Source organism: Actinoplanes philippinensis, from assembly GCF_900113015.1.
In the GTDB taxonomy this organism is placed as follows: domain Bacteria; phylum Actinomycetota; class Actinomycetes; order Mycobacteriales; family Micromonosporaceae; genus Actinoplanes; species Actinoplanes philippinensis.
In genome coordinates, this window is sequence record NZ_FONV01000009.1 from 390240 (window position 1) to 408940 (window position 18701).

Consider the following 18701-nt stretch of genomic DNA (forward strand, 5'->3'; position numbering starts at 1 on the left):
CTACAGTGCGTACCCGTGGCCGTACCCGCCGGCGGTGTTCCGGCTGTCGATCCCTTCGACATCGAGGAGATCTTCCCCGACGTCGACACCGGCTCCGTGTTGCCGCGCCGGCAGGCCGGCGGTTCCCCGCAGGGGCTGGCGGTCACCCTGGTGGCCGACTACACCCTGAGCACCCTGGCCTGGCTGCCGTCCGCCGCGATCGTGGCGCTGCTCGGCGAGTCCGGGGTGAGCAGCGCCGGCGCCCGGACCGCGGTGAGCCGGTTGGCACGCCGCGGGGTCCTGGAGGGCAGCCGGCACGGGCGGCACAGCTCCTACCGGCTGACCCCGGCCGCCGCCGCCGGGCTGTCGGCCGGCGGGGCCCGTATCGCGGCGTTCGCGGCGCCGGCGGACTCCTGGGACGGCTTCTGGACGCTGGTCGCGTTCTCCCTGCCCAAGGAGGAGGGCACCCGGCGGCGTGCCCTGCGGGGCCGGTTGCGGTGGCTGGGCTATGCGCCGCTGTACGACGGGCTCTGGGTGTCCCCGCACGCTCCGGGCCCGACCGCGCAGAGCCAGCTGGCCGCCGTGGGCACGGGCGCGATGACGGTGTTCCGTGCCCGCCATGTGGAGCTGGGCGCCACCGCCGGCCGTGACCCCATCGCCGCCTGGGATCTCGACGCGGTCGCCCGGCAGTACGACGCCTTCCTGGCCCGGTGGCAGCCGTTGCTGCCGCGGATCCGGTCCGGCGTCATCGTCGGCGCCGAGGCGGTACGGGCACGCACCGAGGTGATGGACACCTACCGGCGTTTTCCCGTGCTGGATCCGCTGCTGCCCACCCGGCTGCTGCCGCCGGGCTGGCTGCGCGCCGGTGCGCGGGAGACGTTCACGGCGGTGTACGACGGTCTGGCCGAGCCGGCCGAGCAGCATGTGCGGGCCGTGGTCGCCGGGTCCGCCGACGGTTTCGGCGATGGGGTCCGGGCCCACACCGTCGCGCAGTTGAACGCCGTCTCCGGCATCGCATAACCATCGACTTATCTCGATTGACAGTTCGAGTCCCTGCGGGGAGTCTATGTGTCATACATCGGTCGGCCGGCCCACCCCCATCCCCCACGCAAGGGAGTCGGCACATGAGAATCCGGCGCCTGCTGCTGATCGCAGCGGCCACCTCGCTGGCCACGGCGGCCTTCGTCGTCCCGGCGTTACGGCCCGCCTACGCGGCATCCCTCGTCGAGGTCACCGACTTCGGCGCCAACCCGGGCGGCATGCGCATGCATCTGTACGCGCCCGACAACCGCCCCGCCCACCCGGCCGTCGTCGTGGCCATGCACGGCTGCGGCGGCTCCGGCCCCGGCTTCTACCAGCAGAGCGAGTTCGCCCGCCTCGCCGACCAGCGCGGCTTCCTCGTGATCTACCCGAGCGCGCAGCAGGAGGCCGGGTTCGGCAAATGCTTCGACACCTGGTCCGATGCCGCCAAGCGGCGCGGCGGCGGCAGCGACCCGGTCTCCATCGTCTCGATGGTCACCTACGCCCAGCAGCGGTACGGCGCGGACCCGGCCCGGGTGTACGCCACCGGCAGCTCCTCCGGCGGCATGATGACCCAGCACATGCTCGCTGTCTACCCGGACGTGTTCAAGGCGGGCGCGTCCTTCATGGGCGTGCCGTTCACCTGTTTCGCCAACGCCGCGGACTACCCGCCCGGCAACAGCCGGTGCACCGGCGGCAGCATGGACCGTACCCCGCAGCAATGGGGTGACGCTGTGCGCCAGGCGTACCCCGGTTACACCGGCCCCCGCCCCCGCATCCAGCTGTGGCACGGCACCAACGACACCCTCGTGCCGTACTCGTTGCTCCAGGAATCGATCGAACAGTGGACCAACGTGTTCGGACTCGCTCAGACGCCCACCGGCACCGACACCCCGCAGCAGGGCTGGAACCGCAGCCGCTACGCCGACGCGTCCGGCGCCGTGCAGGTCGAGGCGTACCGCATCCAGGGCGCCGGGCACACCCTGCCGTCCACCGGCATGGCGGCGTACGCCCTCGCGTTCTTCGGCCTCACCGGCGGCGAGCCCAGTTCCCCGCCCAGCAACCCGCCGAGCAGCCCGGCCAGTCCCCCGCCGGCCGGCGCCACCTGCCGGGTCACGTCGACGGTCAGCGCCTGGAACACCGGCCTCACCGAGAACCTGACCATCACCAACACCGGCGCCACGGCGGTCAACGGCTGGTCGCTGGGCTTCACCCTGCCCACCGGGCAGACCATCACCTCCGGCTGGAGCGCCACCTACGCCCCCGCCTCCGGGCAGGTGACGGCCCGCAACGTCGGCTACAACACCACCATCGCGCCCGGCGCCTCGGTGGGCATCGGCTTCCAGGCCACGCACACCGGTGACACCGCGAAGGCGTCGGCGTTCACGCTCAACGGCACGCCCTGCACGACCGCCTGACCCGCCCCGTTCCGGCGGCCGGCGCCGCGGACTCGTCACACCGTCCGCGCCGGCCGCCGGATGTGGCTTACCTCATCGTGAGGTGTGGATGCGTTCGCGGGTGGATAGGCTGGCGTCCATGGCGACGATCCGGCACCTCGGTGTGGCGACCCGGACGCTGCCCGTCGTGCTGGCCCTGGTCCTGTCCGGTGTGCTCGGTGCCCACCTGCCCTCCCGCGCCACCGCCGCCCGGCCCGCCGCCGACGCCGTCGCCGTCCATCACGGGCAGCACGCCGACTCCGCCGCCGAGGTTCCCGCCCGCCCGGAGGCGACGGCCACCGCTGAGGCGACCTCGCAGGTCCCCGCGTTGACGGCCCAGCACATCGCCGACGTCCGGGTGTCCCGGGCGCCTCCGGCCGCCGTCGCCTGACCCGCGCCCGCCCGCGGTCTCCGACGCCTCACCGGCACGGCACCTGTCTGCCGTACGCATCCTCCCTCGCCCTCGGCGAGCGCCTTCGCGGACCCGATCCCGGACAGGAACCTCGACATGGACCTGGCACAGCTCCTTCTGCGTGAACCCGTGATGTGGGCCATCTGGCTCCTGTTGTTCGTGCTGGCCGTACCCGGCTTGGTGGTGCTGGCCTCGCCCGAGGGGGTCCGCCGGCCCCGGCAGGCGCTGCGCGAGGCGGCCGAGGCGCTGCGCGGCTACCGCGACCACCGGCGGCAGCGCCGGCAGCAGGCCCTCGACACCGTGCGGTACGCCCAGGAGCTCGCCGCCGCGGCCGAGCACGCGGCGGCGACCGCGCAACGCTGGCGCGACCGGTGGCATCACAGCCGGGTGCGTCTCGACGAGGCCTGGCAGGCGTGGCAGGACGCCGAGGGCCGCCGGGACCGCAGCCGGGCCGCCGCCGCGTTCGCGGCGCCCGAGACCGATCTGACACCCGAGGGGTACGCCGAGCGGGAGCGCGCCCTGGCCCGGCAGGTGCTCGCCGCGGCCCGGCACGGTCACCTGCCCATCGCCACGGTCGCCGACGCCCTCGCCGGCCGCGACGGCTGGGACCCGCGGCTGCATCCGGCCGACCAGGAGCTGCACGTGCATCGCGCCATCGCCGCACATCTGGCGCACCGCTACCGGCAGGCCGCCACCGCCGAACGCCTCACCTGGCACGACACCCAGCTCGCCGCCGCCACCCGCGACAGCCTGCGCGCCGAGGCCGGCGCCGCCGCGACCCGGGCCGCCGGCCTCCGGCACCTGGTTCCCGGGGCACCCACCCGTCAGTCGGCCATGGCCCGGCCCGGTCGGCAGTGGGCCGTTCGGTCGGAACTTTCCGCATGAGTTCCGCTCGCGTGATCCGCCGACAGGTTCCTAAAACCATTCTTTGACCCCGTAAGCCTTAAAACTCACGAAAGGTGCATTGAGCGCATCGCGGGTGTGAGCGTACGTTTCGGCGGCAGTCGAACGCTTCACAACCGAAGGGGATCCCTGTCATGCGTAAAGGCCGTAAAGCTCTCATCGCCACGGTGGCTCTGTTCACCTCGCTCGCCGGGGTCGCCACGGCCATGTCGGCGGGCGCCTCGACCAGTCCCGCGGCGCCTCAGCCGCCGGTGCCCAAGCAGGACATGGTCATCGACGTGGTCTCCGCCAACGGCTCGGGCTGCCCGCTGGGCACCGCCGCGGTGACGGTCTCCCCCGACAACAAGGCATTCACCGTCAGCTACAGCGAATTCACCGCCCAGGTCGGCGCCGATGCCGCCGCCACCGCCTTCCGGAAGAACTGTCAGCTCGCCCTGAACGTCAAGGTCCCGCAGGGCTACACCTACGCCGTCGCGAGCGTGGACTATCGCGGCTTCGCCCACCTGGAACGGGGCGCCTCGGCGACCCATTCGTCGCTCTACTACTTCCAGGGCGAACGCAACACCGGCCGGACCAAGCGCACCTTCAACGGCCCGTTCGACGGCGACTGGCAGCGCACCGACGCGTTCGGCGTCAGTTCCCTGTCCTTCCTGCCCTGCGGGGAGATGCGCTATCTCAATGTGAACAACGAACTGCGAGTCAGCTCCGGCTGGTCGGACAAGCACAAGGCCAGCTTCCTGACCATGGACTCCACCGACGGCAATCTCGACACCGTTTACCACGTCGCCTGGAAACGCTGCTGACCCGACCGGCAACGGCCCGGCATCATTCCCCCGTGATGCCGGACCGCACCGGCCTCCGCCTCACCGGCCGGTCAGCCGGCGCGCCGCACGCTGTCCAGGATCCGGGTCAGGGTCGGCTTCCACCGTGCCCAGTCACGGTCCAGCGCCGCCCGGGTGTCGGCATCCACGAACACGGTGAACAGGTAGATCTCCCCGTTGGGGAGGGCGACCGCTCTGGTGATGCTGTGCCCGTACCCCAGCGCGGAGTAGTTGGTGTGCGTCGTGGTGTATTCCCATTCGGCCGCGCTGGCTCCACCGGCCGGCGCGGTGGTCGCGGCCAACCTGATCCGCCGGTGGTAGTAGTACTCCGCCTGACCTTCGTCCTGCCGGGTCACATGGGTAAGCGCCGACTCGCCGGCGCCCACCCGTTCCTGGGTGATGAGCATCTTCGCCGTTGCGGCGCCGCTGCCGTCGCCGTTCCAGTGGTCGTCGCGGCCGGTCCATTTCTCCGGTACGGCGAAGGTGAAGGCGCCCCGGAACTGCACTGTCCTGAATCCGGCCGGCGGCGACGGTGTGACGGCTGCCGACGGCGGGACGGAAGCGGAGGCCGGTGCCCGGCTCGCGGAGGACGGACCCGGCGTGGACACCGCGTCGCCGGTGCGATCGCGGTCCGTCCTGGCCAGATACTCCCCCGCGAACGCCCCGGCGACGACCAGGCAGAAGAGCGCCGCACCGGCGATCCATGACGTTCTCCGGCCTCGCCTCGTGGGCGCCTGCCGCTCCAGCGTCGTCCCGGTGTCGGGATCAGCCGTTTCTCCCGGCGACAGCGGTACGACCGGCCCGGAGGCGCGGCCGGTCCGGACAGGCGGCGACGGCTCAGCCGCGGGCTTCGCGGTCATCCGTCGGCCGGGATCTTTGGCCAGCAGGCCTCGGATGACCGGCCACAGCCGATCGGCGCCGTCCGGCCGGGCGGGTTCGGTGGTCAGCACCGCCCCGAATGTCGCGAGCACGTCGTCTCGCTGGAACGGGGAGCGGCCGGTCACCGCGGCGTACAGAGTCACCCCCAGCGCCCACAGGTCTCCGGCGGCCGACGCCGCAGCACCGTTGATCCGCTCCGGCGCCAGGTACGCCGGGGATCCGATCATCTGACCGGTAGCGGTCAGCGCGGTGGCCCCGCGGATCGCGGCGATACCGAAATCGGTCAGCACCACCCGGTCACCGTCGAGCAGAATGTTCGGCGGCTTCACATCCCGGTGCAGGACCCCGTTCCGGTGCGCGGCCCCGAGCGCGTCGAGGACCCGCAGCCCGATCAGGGCGGCCCGCCGCTCGGACACCACACCGTCGTCGATGACCTGGCTCAGCGAACTCCCGCCGACCAACTCCATGACGATCCACGGCCGGCCGTCGTCGACCACGACGTCGTGCACGGTGATGATGCCGGGATGCTTGAGCTGGGCCGCGGCCCGCGCCTCCCGCAGCACCCGCGGCGCGGACGGGTCGGCGGAGTCAGCCGTCGCGCCGAGCAGATGGATCTCCTTGACTGCCACGTCCCGCCCGAGCAGCTCGTCGTGGGCGTGCCACACCGCACCCATCCCGCCGCGCCCCAGCTCCCGGACCAGGCGGTAGCGACCGGCAACCGTCCTCGCCACACCCGCAGACATGAACGGAATCTACCGCTCACCGGTGTCGATGCCGACCACCCGTGTTCCGCAACGGTCAGCGCGGCCGACGTCCGGACCTCAATCGCGGTGACCGGGAGTGGTCTGCTCCGCTCCCCGGCGCCACTTGGTCAGCACGAACCGCGGCCGGTACCTGGTCAACGCGATCACGCCGAGGACGAAGGACAGCAGAACCAGCACCGCCTGGACGCCCCAGGAGAAGAGGTCGAATTGGACGCCGGCATTGCCGACCGCTTGCAGCAGAAGAAATCCGCTGACGAGGATGTAGAACACCCCGAACTTCCGGATCTGCTCAGGGTCCTTCACACGGCCACCGGGAACTCTTCCGGCGGCCAGGACATAGAGCCCCAGGAACAACTCCCCCAGGCCCATGGCCGCCAGAACGATGGTCACTCCATCCATCAACTCCACCGCCTGAGGCTACCCAGCGCGGGCAACAGGGGGTCGCGGCGAGCCGTCCACGGACACTTCAACCGGACCATCGCATATCACCCCACCGACCTCGGCGAGTTACCGAACCGTTACACGATGAACTCTTGCTGGACATTCGGCGGGTGGCCCTAATTTGTATAGGGAATCAACAAATATCGATGTCCACTCAGGACAAGGAGAAGCGCGTGCCCCGTCCACGCCGTGCTCACCCCCGACGAAGCCTGCTCACCGCCGCCCTGCTCGCGTGCAGCCTGATCGTGACCGTCCTCAGCGGCGCCCCGGCCACGGCCGCCCCCGCCGGCCCGCAGCCCGCGGCGGCCCGGGCAGCGGCAGGCGCGGAGCCGTACTCCGTCCTGGTCTTCTCCAAGACCGCGGCCTTCCGGCACGACGCCATCCCGGCCGGCATCGCCGCCATCAAGCAGCTCGGCGCCGACAACGGGTTCACCGTCGACGCCACCGAGGACGGCGCCGCCTTCACCGACGCCAACCTGGCCAAGTACCGCGCCGTGGTCTGGCTCTCCACCACCGGCGACGTCCTCGACCCCGACCAGCAGGCGGCCTTCGAGCGCTACATCAAGGCCGGCGGCGGATACGCCGGCGTCCACGCCGCCTCCGACACCGAGTACAACTGGCCGTGGTACGGCGAACTGGTCGGCGCGTACTTCGCCAGCCACCCCGCCAACCAGCAGGCGACCGTGAAGGTGGAGGACCACGCCCACCCGTCGACGGCCGGCCTGCCGGAGCGCTGGTCGCGTTTCGACGAGTGGTACAACTTCCGGTCCAACCCCCGCAGCGACGTGCACGTGCTGGCCAGCCTTGACGAGACCAGCTACACCCCGGGCGCCGGTGCGATGGGCGCCGACCACCCGACCGCGTGGTGCCAGGACTACGACGGCGGACGCGCCTGGTACACCGGTGGCGGCCACACGATCGAGTCGTACACCGATCCGGCTTTCCTCGCTCACCTGCTGGGCGGCATTCAGACCGCGGCCGGGCAGCTGGACGCCGACTGCGGCGCCTCGCTGACCGAGAGCTTCGAGAAGATCACGCTGGACAGCAACACCAGCAATCCGATGGAGCTGGACATCGCCGACGACGGCCGGGTGTTCTACGTCGAGCGCGACGGCCGGGTACGGATCATCAAACCGGGCACCGGCACCACGGTGACCGCGGCCGACCTGGATGTCTTCACCGGCAACGAGGACGGCCTGATCGGCATCCGGCTCGACCCGGACTTCGCCGACAACGGCTGGGTCTACCTCTACTACGCCCGCAACGACGGTGTGGCCCGCAACCTGCTGTCCCGGTTCACCGTCACCGGCGACACCATCGACCCGGCCACCGAGAAGGTCGTTCTGCAGGTCAACACCCAGCGCAACACCTGCTGCCACGCCGGCGGGAGCATGACCTTCGACAGCGCCGGCAACCTCTACCTGGCCACCGGCGACAACACCAACCCGTTCGAGTCGGACGCGTTCACCCCGATCGACGAGCGGTCCGGCCGGCAGGACTACGACGCCCAGCGCACCGCCGGCAACACCAACGATCTGCGCGGCAAGGTGCTGCGGATCCATCCGGAGGACGACGGGTCGTACACGATCCCGGCGGGCAACCTCTTCCCGGCGGGCACCGCGCAGACCCGCCCGGAGATCTACGGCATGGGCTTCCGTAACCCGTTCCGCATCGGCGTCGATCCGGCCACCAACGTCCTCTACGTCGCCGACTACGGGCCGGACGCCAGTACCACCAATCCCGACCGCGGCCCGGAGGGGACCGTGGAGTGGAACATCGTCACCGGCCCGGGCAACTTCGGCTGGCCGTACTGCATCGGGGCGAACTACGCCTACAACGACTACCAGTTCCCGTCCGGCCCGAGCGGGGCGAAGTTCAACTGCGCGGCGCCGGTGAACAACTCGCCCAACAACACCGGCCTCACCACGCTCCCGCCGGCCGTCAGCGCCACCGTCGACTACGACTACGGCGGCAACCCGCGGTTCCCGGAGATCGGCGGGGGTGGCGCGCCGATGGGCGGCCCGGTCTACCGCTACGACGCCGGCCTGAACTCCACCCGCAAATGGCCCGCCTACTACGACGGCAAGGCGCTGCTGGGCGAGTGGAACCAGTCGAAGATGTACACCATGCAGGTGACCGCCGACGGCCGGTCCCTGGTCGACATCAACCAGCTGCTGGCCGGGATGAAGTTCATCCGCCCGATGGACTTCGAGTTCGGCCCGGACGGCGCGTTGTACATGATCGAGTGGGGCACCGGCTTCGGCGGCAACAACGACGACTCCGGCATCTACCGGATCGACTACATCGCCGGTGAACGGGCTCCGATCGCCGCGGCCGCCGCCACCCCGACCTCCGGGGCGGCGCCGCTGACCGTGCGGTTCTCCAGCGCGGGATCCCGCGATCCGGACGGCGGCGCGCTGACCTACGCCTGGACGTTCGGCGACGGCGCGACCTCCACCGAGGCCGACCCCACTCACACGTACGCCACGGCGGGCGACTACACCGCGCAGCTGACCGTCACCAATCCCAAGGGCCGCAGCGCGGTGGCGAACGTACCGATCACCGTCGGCAACACCGCACCGACGGTGAGCATCGAGTTCCCGCCGGACGGCGGCTTCTTCGAGTGGGGCGACCAGGTCCGGTACACGATCAAGGTCACCGACCCGGAGGACGGCGAGATCGACTGCGACCGGGTACGCCTGCAGGTGCTGCTCGGCCACGACGAGCACGCCCACCCGCTGGAGCAGCACACCGGCTGCACCGGCACCGTGCAGACCACCCTCGCGTCGGGGCACGGCGCGGAGGCCAACGTCTTCGCCGTCTTCGAGGCCACCTACACCGACGACGGCGGCTCGGGCGGCGCCGGACCGCTGACCGGCCGGGCGATCGAGCGTCTGCAGCCCAAACGCAAGCAGGCCGAGTACTACACCGGCACCGGCCGGGCACCCGGCGGCGTGGGTGGCGGCGATCCGGGCGTGGCCCGAGAGACCGGCAGCGACCCGGCCGGCGGCGGCCAGAACATCGGCTTCATCGAGGACGGCGACTGGTGGTCGCTGAGCCCGGCCAGCCTGACCGGCATCGAGTCGATCCGCTTCCGGGTCGCGTCCGCTGCCGCCGGCGGCCGGATCGAGGTACGCGCCGACGCCGTCGACGGCCCACTGGTCGCCGCGGCCGACGTGCCGGGCACCGGCGGCTGGCAGACGTGGACCGACGTCACCGCCCCGGTCACCGGCGCCAACGACGGCACCCTGTTCTTCGTCGCCCGGGACCCGGCCGGCGGGACGGCATCGCTGTTCAACGTGAACTGGCTCGACTTCCTGGGCCGGGGCGTCACCGAGAACGCGCCGCCGACGGTCAGCGCGGTCGCGACACCGGCCACCGGCACCGCGCCGGTCACCGTCGCCTTCGACGGTACGGCCACCGACAGCGAGGGTGACACCCCGCTGACGTACGCCTGGGACTTCGGCGACGGCGGCACGGCGACCACCCTGGACGCCAGCCACACGTACCGGGCGCCCGGCACCTTCACCGCCACTCTGACCGTCACCGACAGTCGCGGCGCCCGGTCGTACGCCAATGTCCCGGTCAAGGTCGAGGCCCCGAACACCTCGTGTTTCGGGGCGCGCTCGGACGACTTCCTCGGCAGCGCGCTGAACCGTGACCGCTGGACGGTGGTCCGGGAGAACCAGCTCTACTCGGTCGCCGACGGGATGCTGCGGCTGCCCACCGGCGTGGGTGATCTCTACGGCACCCGTAACGACGCCACCAACCTCGTCCTGCAGCCCGCGCCCGCCGGCGCCTGGCAGGCCACCACCAAGCTGACCGTGCCGATCACCGCGACCTACCAGCAGGCCGGTCTGCTCGTGTACGGCGACGACGACAACTACGCCAAGCTCGACCTGCTCTACAACGGGGCACGCACGGTCGAGTTCATCCGGGAGACCGCCGCGAGTCCCCGCAACGAGAGCGGGGACAGCACGCCGGCGCCCGCCGGCGACGTGATCTACCTGCGGCTGACCAGCGACGGGACGAACCTGACCGCGGAGGCCTCCGCCGACGGCCGGACCTTCACACCCGTCGGCCGGTCCGCCGCCCTGGCCGGTATCGCGAACCCGCGCGTCGGGGTCTTCGCCCTCAACGGGGGCACCACCGCACCGGTGGTGGACGCGACGTTCGACTGGTTCCAGTTCACGCCGGACGCCCCGGCCGAACCGGTCACCCCGTCGGACGAGTTCACCGGCGCCACGCTGGACAAGTGCCGGTGGAACGCGATCGTGCGGGAGGACGCGGCGACCTACCGGGTCACCGACGGAGCCCTGCGCATCGACGTGCCCAACGGCGACATCTACACCGCCGACAACACCGGGCCGACGAACTTCGTCCTGCAGACGGCGCCCACCGGCGACTGGACCCTGCAGACGAAGGTCGACGGCAGCCTGCTCGACGAGCAGTACCAGCAGGCCGGGCTGCTCGTGTACGGCGACGACGACAACTACCTGAAGCTGGACTTCGTCGCCGACAACACCGCGGGCCAGCCGGTCAGCCGGCGGATCGAGTTCCGCAGCGAGATCGGCGCCGTGGTGCAGGACCCACAACCGCAGGCCGGCAGTCTGACCTCGGCGGTGTGGCATCTGCGGCTGACCCGGGCCGGCAACACCTACACCGCCGCGTACTCGGCCGACGGCACGGAATGGACGACGTTCGACCCGCTGACCAACGCCGCCGTCGGGGCCGCCCCGAAGGTGGGGCTGTACAGCCTCGGCGCCGCCCAGACCGCCTCGAAGACGGTCGCGTTCGACTACTTCCGGATCAGCACCGGAAACGCCGACACGACGGCGCCGGTGACCAGCGCCAAGGCGTCCGGCACCCCGGTCGAGGGCTGGTACCCCGGCAACGTCACGGTCACCCTGACCGCGACGGACGGGACCGGTGGCAGTGGGGTGGCGGGCACCGAGTACCAGCTTGACGGCGCCACCACCTGGACCGCCTACACCACCGGCGTCGCGGTCAGCGGCGACGGCGCCCACGAGGTACGGTTCCGCTCGACCGACACGGCCGGCAACGTGGAGCAGACGAAGTCGATCACGATCAAGATCGACGGTACGGCTCCGGTCACCTCGGCCCGGTTCGCGCCGGCCAACGACGACGGCTGGCACAACGGCACCGTGCCGGTGGTGCTCACCTCGGCGGACGCCGGTTCCGGGGTGGGGCTGCTGGAGTGGTCGCTGGACGGTGGCGCCTGGACGCCGTACACCGCACCGGTGGACGTCACCGGGGACGGCCGGCACGAACTGCTCTACCGGGCCAAGGACAAGGCCGGCAACGCCGAGACGCTCAAGTCGGCGGTGGTACGGATCGACGGCGCCAAACCGACCCTGCTGGTCTCCGGGCTGGCCAACGGCCAGCTGTACGGCGACAGCCAGGACATCCGGACCTCGTGGCAGGCGGTCGATCCGACCTCCGGCATCAGGACCACCACCGGCACGCTCAACGGGCGGCCGTACGTCAACGGTTCTCTCCAGGCGCTGTACGAGCTGCCACTCGGCCTGCACGAGCTGACCGTGACCGCGACCGACAAGGCGGACAACAGCACCTCGACGACGATCCGGTTCTTCGTCACCACCTCGTTCCGGGACATGCAGAACCTGCTGGACCGGTTCAAGGCGACCGGACGGCTCTCCACCAAGGCACACCGGCAGCTGTCCACCAGACTGGACACGGTCCGCGCCTCGGAGGCGGCAGGCGAGGACGAGCGGGCGGTACGGCAGCTGGGCACCTTCCGGACGCTCGTCAACGACGCCGCTCTCGTCACGGACACCGACGTCCGCGACACCCTGCTGCGTGACGCCGACGCGATGATCGAACGGCTCGGCGGCACCGCGAGCCGGGCCGGAACGCGGGCCAACGACGGCAAGCCGCTCACCCGCGCCGGCCGGCTCGCCGAGGATCCCACCCGGGTCTCCCCGGACCGCGGGCTCTGACGACAACGGCCCCGTCCCGCCACCCGGCGGGGCGGGGCCTCCCGATGCAGGAAGGAACAGCGTGATACGTCGTACCCGTGGAGCAGCCGCCGTCCTGGCCGGCCTGCTGCTGGCGCTCCTGCCGGCGGCCGGTCCGGCGTGGGCGCACAACGGAAAACTCAAACTGGAGGTCGCGGGCGACGGCGCCGTCGGGATCACCGTGCAGGCCAGCCACGCCGACGGGCACCGCCTGGAGACGCTGGTCCGGCTGGCGCTCACCGCCACCGCCGCCGACGGGCGCGCGGTCGGACCGGTACAGCTCGAACCGACCGGCGAGGGCCAGGGCTTCTACGCCACCGGCCCGATCCTGACCCCCGGAAAATGGCAGGTGACGGTCCGTGCCCCCGCGCCCAACGCCAGCGAGGTGACCGTCGACGTGGAGGCCAGGTCGGCGCAGTCGGCCCCGGCGCAGGTGCCGGCGGTCTCAGCGGCGAAGCGGGCCGAGTCGCCGCCCACCACACGTGCGTCGTGGTGGCCGTTCGCCCTGGGCGGCCTTGCCGTCCTGGCGATCATCGCGATGGCGTTGCCGGCGCTGCGCAGGCGCAGAGCCCGGGAGAGCACCGGCAACCCGTGACCCGTCCGGCGCTGCCGATGCCTCACCCCGCGCTTCAGGTCGCCGACGCGATGCCTCTGATCCGATCCAGGATGTATGCGGCCAGCGCGTCCGGCGCCTGTTCGGGGATCCAGTGGGAGACGCCTTCGAGGACCTTGAAGTCGAACGGCCCGGTCACCCACCGGCCGGTCGACTCGGCGGCGCGGCGGCCGATGGCGATGTCGTCGGTGCTCCAGACGTAGGTCGTCGGAACGGTGACCGCGCCGGCGCTGAGCCCGACGCGGGTGTCGAGCGGCATGGCGCGGTACCAGCGCAACGCGGCGGCGAGGCCGTCCGGGTCGGCGACGAGCCGGTCGGCGTACGCCCTGGCCCGGCCGGCATCGAGACCGGAACGCTCGAGCATCGCCACCGCGAGCCGGCCACCCCGCGCCCGGATCGCAGCCTCGGGAAGCCACGGCAGTTGAAAGAACCCGACATGCCACGCCTGCCAGGCCTGCCCGCTGGTCAGCATGGCTGTCACCACCGCCCGCGGGTGCGGCGCGGAAACGGCGGTGAGGGTGTGCAGGCGATCCGGTCTCGTGGCGGCGACCATCCACGCCACCCCGCCGCCCCAGTCGTGGCCCACCAGGTGCACCCGTCCGGCCCCGGCGGCATCGATGAGAGCCACGACGTCCGCCACGAGCTCGTGAAGCCGGTACGCCCGCCGGGACCGGGGCCGGGCCTGCGGGGTGTAACCGCGCTGGTCCGGCGCGATGACCCGGTAGCCGGCCGCGAGCAACGGCCGGGACACGCCGCTCCACGATCGCGCGCTCTGCGGAAACCCGTGCAGGAGCACGACCGTCTCCGCGCCCACCGGCCCCTCGTCCACCACGGCGAACCGCATGCCGTCGCGCGAAAACGACTCCACGGCATCGAAGTTACTCTTTCCCGTTCCGCCGCACCGGAATCAGCGGCCGGAAACGCGCAAAACACCTGGCTGACAGGACCCGCCGTGGGACACGCTGAGCGTATGAGGGTGAGTGGTCTTCATCGTGACGGGACGATTGCGCGGGAGGGCCGGCTCGATCGAGTCCCGGCCGTTTTCGGTCCGGTGGTCGAGGCGGCACGGGTCGAGGTCACCTCGGCCTTCGGGGCTCATCGGCTGCACAGCGCCTACCTGTACGGCAGCATCCCCCGCGGCACGGCGATCCCCGGAGTCTCCGACCTCGACGTGCTGCTCGCGTTCCGGGACGAGCCCGGCGACGCCGATCACGCCCGCGCCCGCGCCGTCGAGGACGCACTCGATCAGCGCTTCGAGCAGATCAACGGCGTCGGCATTCTCCTGTGCGGCACCCGGAAGTTGCTCAGCGACCTCGAGCGTCACGACCTCGGATTCTTCGTCGCCTGCCTCTGCACGTCGTGGATCGGTGACGACCTCGCCGCACACCTGCCGTCCTACCGGCCGACCTCGCTGCTGGCGCGCGAGACCAACGGAGACCTGGATGCAGCCCTCGTACGCTGGTCGCACCAGGCCGCCGAAGCCACCACCAGCACGGATGCCGAGGTCCTGACGCGGGGCATCGGGCGGCGGCTCGTTCGTACCGGCTTCACCCTGATCATGCCCCGCTGGGGCGGCTGGACCAGCGACCTCGGGCAGGAAGCGGCACTCTTCGGCGACTACTACCCCCATCGAGCCGCCCAGATGACGATCGCGGCCGACGTCGCCCGCCGGCCGTCGGCTGATCTGTCGGTGGCAGGGATGCTCATCGACGACCTGGGGCGGTGGCTCGCCGACGAATACACGGCCGTGCACGGCAAGAAGGCACCTCGCCCGTGAAGAAACGTCGGGCCCATTCCGGCTTCCACGAGCGACCCGGGCGGCGACGAGGCCCTCGGAACCCGGCGGATCCGACCGCGACATCACCCGGCGGTCGACAAGACGCTTCGGTACCCCTCGGCCGGCATCCATCGCCCGAAGCCGCGGTGGTCGACGGTAGAAAACGTGTGGCTCACCGGCGTACCCGAACCGATCATGGCTGAATGAGACAGTACCGGGACCTCGGTGACCCACTCGACGGCGCCGACGTCGTGCTCATCGGTCTGTTCTCGGCCAAGGACAAGCAGTACGAGGCCACGCTCGACGAGTTCGCTGCTCTGGTCGAGGGCCGCGGCGGGCGGGTGGTGGCCCGGTATGTCCAGCGTCGCGGTGCGTCCGACCGGTGGAAGCAGCGCCCAGGCGGATCGCGGCGAATGTCGCAGCCCTTTTCCCGTCGCACGTTGCTGACACATGGCAAGCTGCGCGAGATCGCCCAGGCGTGCCGAGAAGCGAACATCGACGCCGCGGTCTTCGTGAACGTCCTGACGCAACGCCAGCGGAGCGTCCTCTCCGAAATCCTCGGCTGCCTCATTCTGAGCGGCGAGGACGCGTGAACCACATGCGACGTCACCGGTCCCCGATAGGCACCTCGCTGCCGCACGGTGGCACGAAGTGCTGGAGAGTGCGCCATGTGGCAGATGAGGGCGGAACTCGGCACCTCGACGAGGATTCGCCGTTTGATGCCGGGTGATAACTTGCGAAGGGTGACGGTGGCGTATTCAACACGGTGAGCCGCCGGATCGTCCACCTTTCCGCTCGACGTCCTGGGAGAGATCCGATGACGAGCAACGATGGGCCCCGGGGCGCTGCACGTCTCGGGATCTGGTCAAATATCGAGTTCTGGATCGCCTTCGGTGCTGCCTTCGGCGCTGCCTTCGGCGTCGTCGCCGGGATCCTGCTCAACAACGTCGGTCTCGGTGTCGCGCTGGGTGCGGCCCTGGGTACGGCCCTGGGTGTGACCGCCGGCGTCGTCGTCATCGCGCGAGCGACCAACCGCAGCAGATCCTGAGCGTCACCCCTCTCATCGGCACGACACGACTCCCGGGAACGGAACTCAGTCGCCGAACTCCTCACCTTCGTCGTCGTCCGGAACCATCAGCCACTCGCCGGACAGCCGTTCCCGCACCGCTTGCACCGCCGCCGGGGTCCGGCCATGGACCCACAGCCACGTCTCGCCGTCATTTCGCAGCAGCACATCAGGCCCGGCGAACCAGCGGACTCCCGGCCCGTCCATCCCCGCCCAGAATGGGAAGACCGGCAGCGGCAGGCGCTCGAATGCGGCGCTCACCAGCGCATTCGCGGTGTCGTCCAGCTCCCGGTCATCGACGTTACGATCGTCGGCGGAGAACATCGCCTCCGACATCACCATTTCGACAAGCGCCACCGAAAGCCGATCCGAGTAGGGCACCCAGCCGTCTCCGACGTTCACCACGACCGGCGGGTCGTCCTGACCGATCGCCGGGACCGGAACACCCCACGATGCGCAGCCCTGCGACTCGACCCGAAACACCAGGACACCATGAGGGTCGACCTCGAGGCTCTGGGGCCGAATCAGGTTGTCCTGGGCAGCGGTCAGGTCCCGCCGGCGGCCGAACAGCAGATAAGCCTCACGCAGAGCAGCCGGCAACGCGAACCCGACCCGATCCTCGCCCACCTGCACCAGGGCCGGATCGACACCATCACCCTCGACGACTGGACGGCCGAACGCCGCAGTCAGCGCTCGAACGAACTCCCACCCTTGATGGCGATCGCCGGCGACCAGTCGGTCCAGACCTCCGAGCATGTCGATGACCTTACAGATATCCGACTCGCCGATCTTGACGCGTCAGCCCTCGAAAGAGGTGGACTCCCGGCTGTGTGTCGCAGGCGGCAAGGCGAAGTACATCGGTGACTTCGGACGTCGATCTGCAACGGCCTCCGAACGGAAGTTCGTCGACCGGCTTGGATGTCAAGGAACAGCGGCGCGCACGTCGCCCTGAAGCATGGGGCAGGCTCACCTCCGAGTTTCGAGGGACCTCGACCGGCTGATTCACGCCGGCACGGTCGCACGCGTTACGGCCGAGCAGTACGTAGTGATCGAGGCAGGATCGAATATCCTCTCTTCGGCACGACAAGACGCCAGGCTGGTACAGCAGCCGCCGGCCGTGCCGGCGGCGCCCGGTGGCTCCTCGATGAGACGACACCCATCACGCGAAGGGATCCCAGTGCGCCGCGTACCGCAACAGTGAGCGGGCTAGGCCGGAGTGGGCCGCCGCCCATCGGCTGTCGAAGAGAAACCACTGGTCGAAGCCGAAGAAGGTGTCGATGTAGCGGGCCGCCTGAACGATATGTGTGTCGAGGTGGACCAGCGATTCGGTGGGCTGCGGCGAAAGCGGGGCCACCATGGAAGGTAACGGGTCGGCAGCCGGCACCGGCACGAGGTCGGCGAGGGCGGGGCTGTATCCGGGCAACCGGGCGTAGCGCTGCAGCGCCGGGCCGATATCGTGCTCACCGGATACGATCAGCGCCCGCAGCAGCCGAACGTCATAGGGCACATCATCCACTCGGGAAGCTTCCACGCTTTGAAGGTGGGCGCTGAGCTGCGGCAAGCCAAGCCCGACGAACTCGACAGCACCGACAAGGTCGAGGTTACGGTCAGTGTCGGGCGACTCCCAGGACAGCCGGACAGAGAAGACCGACTCCGGCCCGGCGGCCCCTGCGACCCGAACGGTACGAACGGGCACGTCGTTGTCGAACAGCGCACCCGCACGGGCGGCGTTTGCCGGCAGCGGCCAGGAGCCGTACAGCGGGAACGCGAGCCGGTCGGGTGACGAGGCGGCCGCCTCGTCGTCGATGAAGTAGTAAGCCAGGTCGACCTCATCGTCGTCAGTCCGAACCCGCAGTGCGTGTTCGCCGAGCCGGATGTAGTCGTCCTTGTCGTCGCCTTCCACCCACAGGTGCTCATGGAGCAGCGCTCGCAACTGATCCACCGACCCAGGTGGGGGAAGGTTCTGTCTCCGGGCCTCGTCGAAGATCGAGTCCAGGCCGTAGACGTCGCCACCGAGTTCGTTGCTGATCCATTCCTCGGGTGTGTCGTGGCCCCACCCTCGACGGAACCAGTCCAGCACGGTGCTGTCAGGCAGGGCGACTACCCGTTTGCTGAACGGCGATTCCTCTCGCCATCGACACACGAAGTACATGGGCCGACCTTAGGCGGCGCGACTGCCTGGCTGCAGGAACACCGGCCAAAGGCCGAGACCATCGCAGTCCCCCACCGCATTCACATCATGGTGAACTCGGGCACGAAGCTGAAGCGGCCATGCGCCACCAGCCGGCGATCACCTTGGCCGGCATGTCCGGCGCGTCGAAGTGGACAACGTCATCGGGCGCGAAGTCGAACCGACCGTCCTCCGGCCGGCAGGATGCGGGTCCCGCGCCGGAGGCCGGCAGCGGGTACGGCCTGACGTGGCAACCCAGGTCCGCCTCCGGTCAGGAGGCGGCATTCCTCCTGCTCGCGGCCATCAGCGAGACGGCCCGTCACCAGTGCCTGAACCCATCGACGTTGATGTTCGTCTCGAAACCCATGTCGTAGATCCCTGAGCGCCATGGGCGGACCGACCTCGGCAGGTCCTCGGGGCG

16 protein-coding genes are annotated in these 18701 nt (G+C 70.5%); 11 read left to right on the forward strand and 5 right to left on the reverse strand.

Annotated features, from left to right (window positions below):
- The first annotated feature begins 15 nt into the window (after window positions 1–15).
- The 5 genes from BM290_RS25300 (at window position 16) to BM290_RS25320 (ending at window position 4553) form a co-directional block, all read left to right on the forward strand.
- Complete coding sequence (locus BM290_RS25300) at window positions 16–999, forward strand: PaaX family transcriptional regulator (RefSeq protein ID WP_239143637.1); 984 nt, start codon at window positions 16–18, stop codon at window positions 997–999.
- A gap of 104 nt (window positions 1000–1103) precedes the next feature.
- On the forward strand, window positions 1104–2417 hold the full coding sequence (locus BM290_RS25305) for an extracellular catalytic domain type 1 short-chain-length polyhydroxyalkanoate depolymerase (RefSeq protein ID WP_093618198.1): 1314 nt from the start codon (window positions 1104–1106) through the stop codon (window positions 2415–2417).
- Window positions 2418–2535: 118 nt separating this feature from the next.
- Window positions 2536–2826, forward strand: coding sequence for a hypothetical protein (locus tag BM290_RS48605; RefSeq protein WP_093618200.1), 291 nt, complete (start codon window positions 2536–2538; stop codon window positions 2824–2826).
- Window positions 2827–2943: 117 nt separating this feature from the next.
- Window positions 2944–3732 carry a hypothetical protein gene (locus BM290_RS25315; RefSeq protein ID WP_093618202.1) on the forward strand — a complete coding sequence of 263 codons (789 nt, stop codon included), beginning with the start codon at window positions 2944–2946 and terminating at the stop codon, window positions 3730–3732.
- Between the two features lie 191 nt (window positions 3733–3923).
- Window positions 3924–4553, forward strand: coding sequence for a DUF4360 domain-containing protein (locus tag BM290_RS25320; protein ID WP_373871067.1), 630 nt, complete (start codon window positions 3924–3926; stop codon window positions 4551–4553).
- A gap of 71 nt (window positions 4554–4624) precedes the next feature.
- Here the strand turns inward: BM290_RS25320 and BM290_RS25325 are convergent, their stop codons facing one another.
- Together BM290_RS25325 and BM290_RS25330 are read right to left on the reverse strand one after the other, a co-directional pair.
- Window positions 4625–6193 (reverse strand): serine/threonine-protein kinase, encoded by a 1569-nt coding sequence (locus tag BM290_RS25325; RefSeq protein ID WP_093618205.1) that lies wholly within the window; start codon window positions 6191–6193, stop codon window positions 4625–4627.
- A 78-nt stretch (window positions 6194–6271) separates the two neighbouring features.
- Entirely contained in the window at window positions 6272–6622 is a 351-nt protein-coding gene (locus tag BM290_RS25330; protein ID WP_093618207.1) for a hypothetical protein, read from the reverse strand.
- 206 nt (window positions 6623–6828) lie between these two features.
- Between BM290_RS25330 and BM290_RS25335 the strand changes: the two genes are divergently transcribed.
- Window positions 6829–12636: a ThuA domain-containing protein gene (locus BM290_RS25335; protein WP_239143636.1), complete on the forward strand. Its 5808-nt coding sequence runs from the start codon at window positions 6829–6831 to the stop codon at window positions 12634–12636.
- 61 nt (window positions 12637–12697) lie between these two features.
- On the forward strand, window positions 12698–13249 hold the full coding sequence (locus tag BM290_RS25340) for a hypothetical protein (RefSeq protein ID WP_093618211.1): 552 nt from the start codon (window positions 12698–12700) through the stop codon (window positions 13247–13249).
- 34 nt (window positions 13250–13283) lie between these two features.
- Here the strand turns inward: BM290_RS25340 and BM290_RS25345 are convergent, their stop codons facing one another.
- Window positions 13284–14135 (reverse strand): alpha/beta fold hydrolase, encoded by an 852-nt coding sequence (locus BM290_RS25345; protein WP_203779452.1) that lies wholly within the window; start codon window positions 14133–14135, stop codon window positions 13284–13286.
- Window positions 14136–14243: 108 nt separating this feature from the next.
- Between BM290_RS25345 and BM290_RS25350 the strand changes: the two genes are divergently transcribed.
- From BM290_RS25350 to BM290_RS25360, 3 genes are all read left to right on the forward strand, one after another.
- The gene (locus tag BM290_RS25350; RefSeq protein WP_203779450.1) at window positions 14244–15044 is read left to right on the forward strand and encodes a nucleotidyltransferase domain-containing protein; all 801 of its coding nucleotides are present in this window, start codon (window positions 14244–14246) and stop codon (window positions 15042–15044) included.
- Between the two features lie 203 nt (window positions 15045–15247).
- Entirely contained in the window at window positions 15248–15637 is a 390-nt protein-coding gene (locus BM290_RS25355) for an HflX-like GTP-binding protein (protein ID WP_143133939.1), read from the forward strand.
- 224 nt (window positions 15638–15861) lie between these two features.
- Window positions 15862–16092, forward strand: a complete 231-nt coding sequence (locus BM290_RS25360; protein WP_093618217.1) for a hypothetical protein — start codon at window positions 15862–15864, stop codon at window positions 16090–16092.
- A gap of 45 nt (window positions 16093–16137) precedes the next feature.
- Here the strand turns inward: BM290_RS25360 and BM290_RS25365 are convergent, their stop codons facing one another.
- On the reverse strand, window positions 16138–16866 hold the full coding sequence (locus tag BM290_RS25365; RefSeq protein WP_093618219.1) for a hypothetical protein: 729 nt from the start codon (window positions 16864–16866) through the stop codon (window positions 16138–16140).
- Between the two features lie 403 nt (window positions 16867–17269).
- Window positions 17270–18262: a hypothetical protein gene (locus BM290_RS25370; protein ID WP_093618221.1), complete on the reverse strand. Its 993-nt coding sequence runs from the start codon at window positions 18260–18262 to the stop codon at window positions 17270–17272.
- Between the two features lie 119 nt (window positions 18263–18381).
- On the opposite strand from BM290_RS25370, the gene BM290_RS25375 reads away from it, so the two are divergent.
- Entirely contained in the window at window positions 18382–18654 is a 273-nt protein-coding gene (locus BM290_RS25375) for a hypothetical protein (protein ID WP_093618223.1), read from the forward strand.
- Window positions 18655–18701 lie beyond the last annotated feature (47 nt).